The 13,346-nt window shown below is 35.7% G+C and carries 12 protein-coding genes; 11 read left to right on the forward strand and 1 reads right to left on the reverse strand.

The features are described 5' to 3' along the window. The 11 genes from O1A01_RS07430 (at nucleotide 1) to O1A01_RS07480 (ending at nucleotide 12,005) form a co-directional block, all read left to right on the forward strand. On the forward strand, nucleotides 1-2,319 hold the full coding sequence (locus O1A01_RS07430) for a phage tail protein (protein ID WP_270065939.1): 2,319 nt from the start codon (nucleotides 1-3) through the stop codon (nucleotides 2,317-2,319). Further along, on the forward strand, nucleotides 2,319-3,737 hold the full coding sequence (locus O1A01_RS07435; protein ID WP_066412462.1) for a distal tail protein Dit: 1,419 nt from the start codon (nucleotides 2,319-2,321) through the stop codon (nucleotides 3,735-3,737). Before O1A01_RS07430 ends, O1A01_RS07435 begins: the two co-directional genes overlap by 1 nt. Before the next feature lie 16 nt (nucleotides 3,738-3,753). Continuing rightward, a complete protein-coding gene (locus O1A01_RS07440) occupies nucleotides 3,754-7,338 on the forward strand; it encodes a phage tail spike protein (RefSeq protein WP_270065940.1) in 3,585 nt (1,194 codons plus the stop codon). Between the two features lie 21 nt (nucleotides 7,339-7,359). Beyond that, nucleotides 7,360-7,773 (forward strand): DUF1617 family protein, encoded by a 414-nt coding sequence (locus O1A01_RS07445; protein WP_270065941.1) that lies wholly within the window; start codon nucleotides 7,360-7,362, stop codon nucleotides 7,771-7,773. Next, nucleotides 7,770-7,982 carry a hypothetical protein gene (locus O1A01_RS07450; protein ID WP_270065942.1) on the forward strand — a complete coding sequence of 71 codons (213 nt, stop codon included), beginning with the start codon at nucleotides 7,770-7,772 and terminating at the stop codon, nucleotides 7,980-7,982. Before O1A01_RS07445 ends, O1A01_RS07450 begins: the two co-directional genes overlap by 4 nt. A 119-nt stretch (nucleotides 7,983-8,101) precedes the next feature. Further along, nucleotides 8,102-8,656, forward strand: coding sequence for a hypothetical protein (locus tag O1A01_RS07455; RefSeq protein WP_270065943.1), 555 nt, complete (start codon nucleotides 8,102-8,104; stop codon nucleotides 8,654-8,656). 93 nt (nucleotides 8,657-8,749) lie between these two features. Further along, entirely contained in the window at nucleotides 8,750-9,388 is a 639-nt protein-coding gene (locus O1A01_RS07460; RefSeq protein WP_270065944.1) for a hypothetical protein, read from the forward strand. Between the two features lie 90 nt (nucleotides 9,389-9,478). Then, nucleotides 9,479-9,766, forward strand: a complete 288-nt coding sequence (locus tag O1A01_RS07465) for a hypothetical protein (protein ID WP_270066385.1) — start codon at nucleotides 9,479-9,481, stop codon at nucleotides 9,764-9,766. Continuing rightward, nucleotides 9,763-10,029, forward strand: a complete 267-nt coding sequence (locus O1A01_RS07470; protein ID WP_270065945.1) for a phage holin — start codon at nucleotides 9,763-9,765, stop codon at nucleotides 10,027-10,029. The genes O1A01_RS07465 and O1A01_RS07470 overlap by 4 nt, the downstream gene beginning before the upstream one ends. A gap of 56 nt (nucleotides 10,030-10,085) precedes the next feature. After that, complete coding sequence (locus O1A01_RS07475) at nucleotides 10,086-11,231, forward strand: LysM peptidoglycan-binding domain-containing protein (protein WP_270065946.1); 1,146 nt, start codon at nucleotides 10,086-10,088, stop codon at nucleotides 11,229-11,231. Nucleotides 11,232-11,429: 198 nt separating this feature from the next. Continuing rightward, entirely contained in the window at nucleotides 11,430-12,005 is a 576-nt protein-coding gene (locus O1A01_RS07480; protein WP_270065947.1) for a sce7726 family protein, read from the forward strand. A gap of 53 nt (nucleotides 12,006-12,058) precedes the next feature. Here the strand turns inward: O1A01_RS07480 and O1A01_RS07485 are convergent, their stop codons facing one another. Continuing rightward, nucleotides 12,059-12,958, reverse strand: coding sequence for a beta family protein (locus O1A01_RS07485; protein WP_270065948.1), 900 nt, complete (start codon nucleotides 12,956-12,958; stop codon nucleotides 12,059-12,061). Nucleotides 12,959-13,346 lie beyond the last annotated feature (388 nt).

Raw genomic sequence — 13,346 nt, forward strand, 5'->3', positions numbered from 1 at the left:
ATGGCAGACGGAAGAGTTGTAATAGATGTCCTTTTGGACGATGGAACAGTTGCCAAAGGAGTTGCTGATTTAGATAAGCAACTAGGTGGCTTACAATCAAGTGGAGAAAAGGCTTCGTTAGGAATAGGGAAAATCGTTACAGCCTTGGGACTAGTTGCACTAGGTGCTAAGGCAATTGGTTTAGTAAGGGATTCTATAAACACTGCATTTGGACGCATAGACACGCTCGAGAGTTTCGAACGAGTTATGACAGCTATTACTGGTAGCACAGAGGAAACAATTTTAGCGTTAGAGCGAACGAGAGAAGCTGTAGTTGGTACAGCATATGGTTTAGACATAGCTGCTAAAGGTGTACAGGACTTTGTTACACGTGGTGTTTCAGTTGATAAAGCAACTCAAAGGTTAGCTGCCTGGGGAGATGCAGTAGCGTTCTATGGAAATGGGTCTAATGAGCAACTTGCAAATGTCATGGATGCCTTAGCAAAGATGACTACAAGCGGTAAAGTAGGGATGGATCAATTAAACCGGTTATTTGATGCTGGAATAGATGCTGTCGGAATGTACGCCAAAGCTACTGGAAGAGACGCAGCACAAGTTCAAAAAGACTTGTCGGCAGGAAAAATCACGTCAGAAGATTTTATCGATGTGGTTTCTACAGCAATGATGGAAGGGACTAATGGTGTTCTTAAGATTGCTGGAGCTGCAAAAGATGCAGGAGCTTCCTGGGGTGCTTCCGTTGCTAACATGAGAGCAGCTGTTGCTCGTGGTGTAGAGAATATTATTAAGAAAATTGATGAGATGCTAACTCAAAATGGGTTACCTGATATGAGATCAATCATAGCATCTTTCGGAAAAACGTTTGAAAATGTATTGAACTCTATTGCTGAAAACATCCCCATAGTTGTAAATCAAATCAAAAATCTGTATAACTTTTTAAAACCTATAATACCTATACTAACTTCAATAACTCTTGGGGTCCTTGCTTCTATTCTTGCTCATTCAGGTTATAACAGTGTAACAACTTTAATTGGAAAAGTTAAAACAGCCCACTCAGCGTTAAATAACGTGCTAAAGAATAACCCTTGGATAAGACTAGTCCTCATTATAGCAGCAGTAATTGGCGCATTTATAGCTCTTTACAACAATAACGAGTGGTTCCGAGAGCAAGTAGACCGCATTTGGCAAGCGATATCTCAATATATCTCTGAGGCATTAGAATGGATACAGGGTATTGTGCAAGTAGTCATGGAATATGTGACTGCTTTTTTTGCGGAAAAATTAGAGCAAATTCGTGAGTTTTGGTACGAAAACGGTGAACAAATCCTAGCAAATGTCCAACTTGCTTGGGACACGATTATGAATGTTATCTCTGTAGTGATAGAAGGTATAAGAGAGATGATTCAGCATGTTACCAAGCGCATAAAAGAAATATGGGACAAGCATGGCGACACCATTATGACCATTATTTCGAAAACATGGGAAATTATCAAACTATTAATTCGACAAACAATTGATAACATTAAGAGTACAATTGAGTTTACTCTAAACATGATTAAAGGTATTTTCCAAATAGTTTGGCCAATTATTTCTGGAGTAGTAAAAGTAGCTTGGGAGTTTATTAAATTAGTTGTAAAAAGCGGTATTGATTATGTAGCAGGCATCATCGATGTAATTATGTCGTTAATAAAAGGCGATTGGGAAGGTGCTTGGAATGCGATTAAAGGTATTGGTGAGAAAATTTGGCGAAACATCGAGGACTTCTTTTCTGCGATAGATCTCGTTCAAATAGGTAAAGATATTATTCAAGGTCTTATTGATGGAATAGGGTCAATGGCAAGTGCTGTTTGGAAGAAAGTAACTGATATCTCTAATGGAATTAAAAAAACAATTAAAGGGGCATTATCTATCTTCTCTCCATCACGTTGGATGCGTGATGAAATCGGTGTCAACCTCATGAAAGGGTTTGAGGTAGGGGTTGATAAAGAGAAACGTAGCGTTTTGAATAAAGCAGATGAAACAGCGCAATGGATGAAGCCGGATGTTAGTGGATTCATTAATAGGTTAAAAGGAATTGGTCCACCAATAGGAAGTTTGTTACCTAGTTATGGAGTAACAGGTTATAAAGGAATAGGGACTGAGAGGGATTCAAATAATTTTGCTCTTGGTGAATTAATTGATTCGATTCAAGAATTAGCATCTCGTCCAGTATCGCTTCAAGTTAATGGTCGTGAATTTGCTAGGTTTACATTTGAGGATATTACAGAGTTTCAAGAACTAAAAACTAACAGGGTAAAAGGTTTTAGAGGAGGGGGGCTCTAATGAATTTCACATTTAATAATCTACGGAAAAATTATATAAGAATTCTTCGTGGGTTTAGTCGCTATCCATGGGCTCCCGTTAAAAGGAGAATAATCAACGTTACAGGTAAACCTGGTGGTCATTTAAGTAGCACAGAGACAGAAGTAAGAGTTGAGAAAATCCCAGTTGAGTTAAAAAATGTAGAGTTCGCAAACTTAGAAAGATTAAAGGAAGATTTAGCGAGTTGGCTAATTACCAATTCTCCTTGTGAATTAAAGTTTGATGATGATCCAGAAAGAGTATTATATGCAGTTGTAGACGGAAGCTTTGATATTGATGAATTTCTTGAGCGTGGAAAGGGTGTAATTACCTTTCTATGCCCTGATCCATACAAATACGGTCCAGAACTTAGTACTGAATTTCCTAGCGATGTTGTAACGTTAACAAATAACGGCACAGCCGAAGCAAATCCAATATTCGAATTAGAAGTATTAGAACCAGTAACATTTGCCATGATCCAAAACCATAACGGAGAATATCAGATGATTGGACGTCCTGTTGATGTGGATGCTTCTCCTTTTGTCGCAGAACAGTTGCTTTTGCATAGTACCATGTCTACCACTAATGGATGGACTGTTGGTAATCAAGTAGATAATGGGTCTGTTGAGGGAAGTATGATATCGGATGGCTCCAAGTTTGTTGTACAAAACTTTGGTAACGAATCAGAAGCTAAATGGCACGGACCAGCGCTTAAAACTAGCTTATCAGAGACGTTGCAGAACTTTAGGGTAGACATGTTAATCGAAAATTTTAATGGTATCGATGAAGTAGGAAAAGTTGAGTTGTATTTACTTGATGTGAATAACAATATTATCGGTCGAATCACATTAAAAGACGCGTGGGAACATTTTCGTCGAAATCGAGGAGAGGCAAGAGCTGGTGGTTCCGGAGGTCGCTACTTACTAACCCAGTCATATGAGGGATCGTGGAATGATTTTGACGGAATATTGAGGCTAGAACGTATTGGGAACCAATGGCTTTCCTATATAGCAAAAATACGTCCTGACGGCACGCATCATGCACGTGAAACGAGAAGATTTACTGATAACGGCAACTTGTTTATGGATAAAGTAGCACAAGTTCAGGTCCATATATCCAAGTTTGGAGGGTTTAAGCATTGCCAAATGGCGATTAAGGATCTAAAAGTTTGGAAGATTAATGATGCAGATGATTACAGAATTCCTTATATAGCTCAACCAGGAGACACTATCCGTTTTGACCACCAAGCTGATGAGATTCTGATAAATGGTGAAGACCGAACAGATTTAAAGGTTTTTGGTGCAGAATATTTCAAGCTAAAAGAAGGTCAAAATCAATTAATCGTAGAGCCTAGTGAAAGCTTCCGAACAAGAGTTATGTATCGTCAACGGTATAGGTAAGAAAGGAGGTTTTATTATGTCACAAATCCATATTACTGATGGACTATCGGATCGCATACTAGCTTCCATTACTTCTAAACACATACTAAATGATGAACATCGTAAGTCATTAAAAGATACACTTGAAACTTTTGATTTTACTACATTTGCAGACAAGAAATTCTCGGAGCATTTAGGAAAGCATAATCGAGTTGTAATTCCGGATGAAGATGGAACATATCAAGAATTTGTAATTCAAGAAGCTGGAAAATATAGAGGAAGTGACGGTTTTTTAAAAGCTGAAATTTATACTTCTGCTACTTACTTATTACTAAAAAAAGCAGGAGTAATTTCCCCACAAACTTTACCAGCACAAACTGCATCTATGGCAGTGGTTTTTGCATGTTACGGTACGGAATGGCAACCTGGTAACATTTCATTCGCAGGCATCAGAACTATTCATATTGAGTCGCATACAAACCCATACAGTCTATTGAAAAAGATTTCTAGTGAGTTTGGTCTAGAGCTTCGATTTAGAATTGAAGTAGATGGGAACAAAATAATCGGTAGATTTGTTGATTTACTTCCCCGTATTGGAGTATGGCAAGGTAGAGAAGTTGAGTTTGGACGGGATTTACTTAGCATTAGACGGAAGGAAAAGACGGACAAACTCGTAACTGCTCTGTTAGGTATTGGACCGGAACGAGAAGATGGTACTAGATTAGAAGTATTTGTAGAGGATAAAGAAGCCCTTGAAAGATGGGGGAGAAGAGGACAACATCTTGTAGAAACTTATGAACCTCAAACAACCGATGAAAATATGTCACTTGAGCGATTAACCACTTTGACACAGATGGAATTAAAGAAGCGGGTCAATGCTTTGGTGGAGTATGAAGGTGAGATTGCTGACTTAGAACATGTTCCAGGTATGGAAAACAAGAAAATTCGTTTTGGAGACACAATAAAAATTAAAGATACAACGTTTAGTCCGCCTCTTTATCTTGAAGCAAGAATACACACACAAGTCCGTTCAATTGTTGATAAATCTAAAAAGCATGTAGAACTTGGTGATTTTATCGAATTCACTGAGGAGGAAGTCAATGCTATTTGGAAGTCACTTCAAGCACAAATTAAGCAGAAGGTAAGTATGATGGACGTTTTAGAAGTGACGTACACTAAGGAAACGATTGATAGCAAAGACGAGAGTGTTTATCACGATGGTACACACTATGCTGATGTTGTTTCCGATACTGCAAAGACGGAGGCAATTAATGCAGCTGCAGAAGATGCAACACAGAAGGCTAATCAAGCTGAACAAAATGCGAAAAACTATTCAGTTTCTAAAGAAGTGTATGAAGCGAAAGTAAATGAAATAATGACCAATTTGGCTGATAAGGCAAATCTTGATTATGTGGATGGTCAGTTGTTTTTAAAAGCTGATTCTAGTCTTGTTAATGAGATAAATAACACGGTTAATGACCTAGTTAATGTTTCAGATATTCTGCTATTACGAGTATCAGATAATGAATCTGCTCTAACTGAACATGGCGGGCGAATTACATCCATTACGCAAGAAATTGATACCATTGAAGGAAGATTAAGCCTTACCATTGAAGAACTTTCTACTCTTGATGGCACGGTGCAAAATCAACAAATACAAATAAATGCGAATGCAAGTGCTATCGCTTTAAAAGCGAGCCAAGATGAATTAGACACAGTTTCTGGAAATGTTTCTAGTTTGTCGGCAGAGGTAAATGTTATTGCTGGTAAAGTCGAGTTAAAAGCTGAACAGAGCGCTTTAGAAACCTTAGAAGGTGAAGTAACTGCAGTCAGCAATAACCTTACAAGTCTTACGGTTGATGTTAATAGTATCAGTCAAAATGTCAGTAGTTTAAATCAGACTGTGGACGGGCACACAACGGAGATTAGTAGTTTAGAAAGTGCTCGTATTCAACTAGCAAGTGAAATTGAACAACGTGTTTCTAAAATGGACTACGAAGTAGATCAAGAAGGAATAATTAATCGTTTAGACAGTGCTGAATCACGGATTACACAAACAGAAACAGAAATAAATTCGAAAGTTGAACAAACTACTTTTAATGCATTAGAAGGTCGAGTAGAAACCGCAGAAGGTGAAATTTCCACTATGGCTGGTCAATTAATCTTAAAAGCAAGTTCGGAATCTGTAACAGAGTTAGAAACTCGAATGAGAAGTGCAGAAATTGAATTGAATGGCCTAAATGGTGAAATTAGCCTAAAAGTGAATAAGGATGAAGTTATTAGCGCTATAAATCTATCTCCAGAAAGCGTAAAGATCCTTTCAAGGAATATAGATTTGGTAGGAGCAGTTACAGTTCTAAGTGATATCACTAACGATTTAGGATCTATAACGGCAGGTGAAATCAACGGTATAGACATTAACGGTGTCAGAATAAATGGTAGTGAGTTTGTAACAAGTGGGAGTACAATCGGAACACTTCTTTTAAAAGAAGGATACATGATAAGTGAATCCATTGTCGATGGTAACAACCACAGAGAAATGACTGAGATTAACTCTGGTCTTGTGAAAGTGTCTCTTGTTCACGGAGAAAATAGAACATATTCTCATGGTATTACTATTAAGCCTAGTTCGATTAATCTTGACAATCCTCATGGAATAGGAGTATATCTCTATGCTGGATATATGAGTGGAGCGTCCTTTTTGTTTGAAGATGATTATAACTCCACAGTAAGATTCGAGCCAAAGTGGGAAACCGTTCAGGAACAAATAGTTGGGCCAGATGGAACAAGTTATATTTATAAAGATAAAATAACTGGTGCAAATATTTCATCTACTGTTGGTGATATAAATATATTAAACTCTATGAGACTTTCGGGAGCCAGTACATTGTTTACTGGCAGCGGAGGAATAAACTTTGGAACAAGCGGACACATTCACAAAACAACGTGGTTGGACATAAGTGCAGAGTATTTACGTGTTGGACGATTTGCGACCGTGCCATCTGAATGGAGATTAGATGTAATGAGAGGGAATAACTCTAATGATGTATCTCATCGATTTAGAGGACAAGGTGATTCGTTTGTAAATAATACTTCTGGTAATTTCGGTGTAGGAACGTCAAGTCCGCAATATAAACTAGATGTCGCCGGTGACGTGAATGTGCAAGGGTATTCCGTACGTACAGGTACAGTTGTAAATGATTGGTCAAACATTTTGTATTTACGAACTAATCAACAGGTACGTGTTACAAACATAAATGATACTGGCTACAATTCCATACGCGCAAGTAGTTTTGTTCCTGATTCTTCTGTTCAATACAAGGACAATATAAAGGTTTTTGATGAGGATGCATTAGCTATTTTAGTGGACAATCAAGTATTCACTTATCATTTAAAATCTAATTTAGAACAGGGGATATATGACAAACGAAAAGTGGGTTTCATTTCGGAAATGGTTCATTCGATTATGAGAGATGAAGATGGAGTGGATCCTTATAGTATATTATCTATCCTATGGAGGGCTGTTCAACAACAGCAGGATATGATAGAAAGACAAGAAAAACGAATTGATGATTTAGAATTAATGATGGCTTATAGTAGCGATGGAAGTTATGCTGCTTAATACAAAATGGAGGGAAATTATATGCAAGTGAAAATTGAAAACGGAAAGTTATTGCAGGCGATGAGCCTGCTTTTTAATTTACCTTTAAAAGGAAAGCAGTCCCGTCATAGAACGAAACTGATTAAGTTATTAGAAGCTCGATCAAAAGAAGTGGAAGAACAACGAATAGAGCTTGCTAAAGAGCATTCAAACAAAGACGAAGATGGAAATGCAAAGTCCTCTGATGGAAAATACGACATTAAGAACATGGAGGCATTTAAAAAAGACCTTCAAGAGTTATATGAAGAGGAGCTAGTCGTTGAAGGCGGTGATAATCATGGTATGTTGAAGACTGTTAAACAAATATTATTCAGTTGCGACCAAGAATTTAAAGGTAATGATGCAACAATCTATGACTATTTATGTGACCAATTCGAAGGGGTGGAAGATAAGTGATTAAATTTAAAATAGTTTCAGTTAGCACTATGCTTTCAGAAAATGACGAGGTATCGTCTGTAAGAGTCCATTATAATGGTTTTGACGAATCTAGGTCGATAAACATAAGTGGTAATATGGTACTTTCTCCTGAAGTGTACGTTGGAAATGAATCACCCGCAGCTTTAACAGGCATTGTTAAACGAAACTTGGTAGATAGATTAGCATAATAATGGGCTCGCACTAAAAAGTGAGCATGACCAAGTGCTCGTGGGTACGAAATATGAAGTAGATCTAGCTAAAGGTGAAAATTAATATATGTCGAATTGAATTTAGAAGGAGGTGTAATATGGAGGAAGTTGAAGATTTAAAGTTCTTGTCTTTATATGAAACAAAGAAGTGGGTAAAGGCTGTAATTGAATCGTCGAATGAAATATTAGATTTAAACCATAAACAGCAACAGCTATTAGATGAATACTTTAGACTCCAAAGATTTGATTTAAAACAAAGGATGGATGAAATAAGGGAGCTTGAAGGAATTCAACAATATTATTTTATTATTGCACTAAACAAATTCAGAGATTGGCTTGAAGAGGCAGTAGAACATTATAAAGACTTAAAAAAAATCAAAAGCTTAATTGACCATGAAATCCCTTATATTAGAGATGTACGAAATATGAGAGAGCATGAAATAGAATATTTTAAAAAGAAAGGGCGGAAACAAGAGAAATTCTTCCATGAAAATGATAGTTCAATCTCCGATGCTACTTCTGTAATAGTTACCGATGGAAATTATTTAGTAGGGGGAAGAATTAGCGTTCAGAAGGCCCTTAAATTATTTGATGAATTATATCCCTTTTTTGAACAGAAATTAGATAATTATTATATTAAAGAAGAGAAATGAAATTATCTTGTAATGGGGGAATTCGATAGTGATGTAAAGCTTTTATTGGAATACCTCTTTTTTTGTAGAATGTAGTATGTGGAGGAGAACTCAATGACTATATTTGCCACTTTTTATGTTCCAGATGGGATAGCAATTGTTTCGGATAGTAGATTAACATTATGTACTAAAAGTGAAAACGGTCCAAAAGAGTATAAAATACTTTCTGACTCAGAACAGAAAATATTCCTTTTAAGAAATCGTGATGTAGGTATGGTTTATACAGCTGAAGATATGCCTGCTGGTTTTACTATGACTGAGTTTGTTGAAAACATGAATAAATTCATTATCAAGCCTGGTGATTCAATTGTTGATTTAACATTAAAGATTAATCACTACATCAATGATATTGAAAATATAAAGATATCAATAATAACTGCTGGTTTTGATAACGGAGAGCCTTATGTATGCCTAATTGAAAATGGGAAGGTGATAATATTAAATCGAGATTCAAATAACAATGTTAGCTATAAAGCGACAATTGGAGGTAATCTAAAGAGGGTAAATCAATTTTTTGACTATAAAAGTTCTTTTGATGATTGTTCAATAGAAGAGGCTTTAGAATACGGATATGATATAGTGAAGGACTCCATTGACTATTTAAATAATCTAAGCGAATATTCAAATGTCGGAGGAGATATTCAACAATTAGAAATAAGAAGAAATGGTGGAATATCTTTTGTTAGAAAATGATTAAACAGTAAGTACTAAAGAGGTAATATTATTATTAAGTCCCAATTTTATTGGGGCTTTTTATTATTCGTAAAAAGGGAGATGGCGAGATTGACAATTGAAACAGGGGTATTAATAGCGGGACTATCACTAATTATCGCTTTTTTAACGTACTCGCTTAATAAGTCAAAGGCGATAAAGTCAGATAGTCAAGAAAGTGCAGAAGTCAGAGCAGAATTAGGGTACATTCGCAGGGGTGTTGATGATATCAAGATTGATTTAAAAGTTAACAAAGAGCAGATTTCTCATCTTACCGAGCGTGTTACGCGTATTGAAGAAAGCTCAAAATCAGCACACAGACGTATTGATACTATTGAAAAGGAGAGGAATTTATTATGAGAAACTTTGACAAAGGCACTGTTATACGAACGGTGCTTCTTTTTATTGCGTTCGTTAACCAAACATTAATTATGTTTGGCCACCCAGTGGTACCAATTGACGAAGGGCAAGTAACGACATTGATCGAGGGGTTATATCTTGTAGGTTCCATGCTTTTTACCCTAGTAACTACCGTAATTGCATGGTTTAAAAACAATTACATTACTGAACGTGGTCAACTGCAAAAAAAAGCATTACAAGCACAAGGATTAATTAAAAAGTAAGAGCTGCCCTTATGGTGGCTCTTTATTTTTTAAAAATTATCAAAAGGAGCGATTATATGTCTTACAACTTTTTAGCATTACCACAAGTATTTGATCACCGAAACCAATTAGCTAGTAAAGGGAATTTATCGAAAAGAAAAACAGCACTGAAAGATTTAGTTAGAGTGTGGCACCATAGTTTATCACGTAAACATCTTGCTGGATCAACAGCACAAGGGTTCGCTAATTACCATGTAAACTCACTTGGATGGGAACGAATTGGATATACATTTGTTATTGAACCACAAAATATTATTGATACTCCAAAAGGCAAGCGTGCTCGCATAGTCTACGCAAACAATATATTAGATCGTTCCTACCATGTGGGGAATAGTAACGACTTTTCTTTAGGTATATGTGTAGCTGGAGATTATCGCTATGACCAATTAGACGATGCAACTTTAGCGAGTATGGTTGACTTACACAGAGCCTTAAAAGTAGATAAGATTGGTAAAGAAGACAAGTCTCATCATGAAATGCCAGGATATGCATGGAAACAATGCTCAGTCTTTGATTATGCCAAAGCGTTAAACTTTAAGCCGAACCAACCTGTAGATAAGAGTTTACCGGAAGTTTATGTGGTCCAACAAGGTGACACTTTATGGGGCCTAGCTAAAAATGATAGTCGTTTTACTGTGGAGGATTTAATGAAGTGGAACAATATTGCCGACCCATCGAAACTGCAAGTCGGTCAAAAATTAAGTTTTAAGCAGTCAAAAGTTGATACTAATCCTACTACTAAACCGGAAAACTCACAAAATAATACAACTAGTATTGTTGACTATCTAGACAGTATCGGCGTCAATTCATCTTTAGCAAATCGTAAGAAGCTTGCTAAAGAGTATGGGATCAACAATTATACTGGTACTGCAGGACAAAACACACAGCTACTAAACAAGTTACGTAGCACTTCTGCACCTAAATCAGCAGCACCTAAAAAAGAATACGTTGTGTTACCAGCAAGCGCTCAAACATGGCGCACATATAAGTTAGGTGTAGCGCCTGTTGCTAAAAATTCTGACTGGTCATTAACACCTGCAGCATTCGGTGGATTGACGTATGAAATCCTAAACCGTCCGCAATCTAATGTAGTAACGATTAAAACAAGTCGAGGGAAACGTAACATCTATGTTGGCCCAGACACTAGTGCTACCTTTAAATAATAAAAAGCCTCTCTGTTTGAGGGTTTATTCTTTTGGTAATTGGTAGAGTTAACATAAAGTAGGGTAAAAGGTGTATTGATTTATTTAAGTGAAAATAAAATATATTGTAGAGGCAGGAAATAATTATGAAAGTAGAGAATTAATAAATAATTGATAAAATCATTGATGACCTATAAAATAGTTTAAGGTGATTATATTATGAAAAAGCTTGATGATAAAGAGATACGGTCAGCCTTAATTTCGCGAATAACTGGCTATAAAGATTGTAGGGTTTATGAAGAGGTAACAGTTCCTTCTGGAAAAGCCAGAGCGGATATTGTTGCAGTTAATGGACATGTGATTGCTTATGAGATCAAAAGTGATTTTGATTCATTGAGCAGGTTAGTTACACAAGTACCAGAATACGATCGGAATTTTGAAATGAATTATATAGTAGTGGGGCGAAAATTTTCTGATTCAGTTGAAAAAATAATTCCAAAACACTGGGGCTTGATTGTAGCTGAAAAGACTAGAATAAATACTGTACGTTTATCTTTTAAAAGAAAAGCTAAATTAAATCCAAATTTGTCTTTTACAGATTTCTTATCTTTGCTTTCGTCTAATGATGTGAAAAAAATTGCATCTAGAGATGAATATTTAGGTAAAGAATATTCTAAAAGCAAGATTCGCTCACTTTTTAAACAAGAAGTCATTAACTTATTGGATGTTTCAATATCTAACTCTATGAAAAAGGTATTAATAAGTCAAGTTAGAACTGTTTTGAAAAACATTTAGCTAACAAAAGGTGAGTAGATAGAGTGGCTAACCTCTATCTACTTTAATATATCTTAATTCTCCTTTAAGCAGACTGCAATATGCTTGCTTATACCAATAGAAGTCCAAACTGAAGGATTCCCTTTGTTTTGATTTTCATCAACCACCTGCTTAATATACGAGTCTCCCCAACAACTTGATACATTGAATTCATTCAATTTACTAATTTCTTTGCAAACTGCTACAAAATCGTAATTTCCTGTGCGCTGACCGTTTCTAACAAATAGATAGTTATCATCAAGAGTATACTTAATTTGAACTATCGCTCGTCCTCCAGTAGATAAAATAGGACTTACTGATGTGTAATCCCCAAAAAAAGCTCTCGAATTTTCAGGAACGTATTGCTTTGCAGCTGAAAATAAATCCTTTTCAAACCTTTTCAAAGTGTAGTTTTCCTCTGATGGCACTGGTACTGATTGCGGGATAGCTCCACTTGAGATGATAATATCGTGGTTTTTTAAAGATTCTATTACAGGTTGGAACTTTGATAGGTTAGTAGTTCCGTTGTCAATAAATTCGAAATCAAGCATAACAGACAGAGGAAGGTTTTTATGATTTTCATTTAGCCATTTAACAAAAAAGGAATTTATTACTGAAGCATCAATTCGAACGTACCTTCTAGACTCGTCTGTTTCATTATTAAGAATATATTCAATTGGATACATGATCTCAAAATTAACATTTTTCTCATCTCTAAGTAGGTCCTCTAATAAAACTATTTCATCAGAATCAAGCTCTCTCACATCTAGTAAGATAAGAGCGTTATAACAGGTCCTCAACTCATCTAAAGATTCTTGACTAGAATCTTTGACAATGATGTTTGGGATGAACTTTGATGTATCGTTACCAAATTCAATTAGTTGTTTTAGAGCTCTCCTTTCACTTTGTTTTTGTCGTAATGTTGCGTAGTACATACCCTTCACCTCTAATTATTTATTAATCCACACTAATTAACTAAAATTAACATTTATATGGATCATTTTTATTATTACATAAGACTCATTATTTTTCAGTAAATTTTATTAATTGTGATTTTTTACATTTATTAATATGAATTTAATCATAAGAGATAAAAAAAAAGACCTAAGTTGGGTGAGACCGAAGACCGTGCATATAATAAGCCCTTCCTTAATTGGAAGGGCTTACTTAATTTATTTATTGTTTTAATATTTTTTCTGTTTTATTCGTAGTTTTTTATAATACCTCGCTTTAAATAATAACCTATAAACCTTTTATCTTCATCCTTAATAACTTGGTAAGATATGTATCTTGCTTTATACACATTCATTCCCTCATCAAATA

This window comes from Sutcliffiella sp. NC1, from assembly GCF_027594365.1.
GTDB classification, from domain to species: Bacteria; Bacillota; Bacilli; order Bacillales; family Bacillaceae_I; genus Sutcliffiella; species Sutcliffiella cohnii.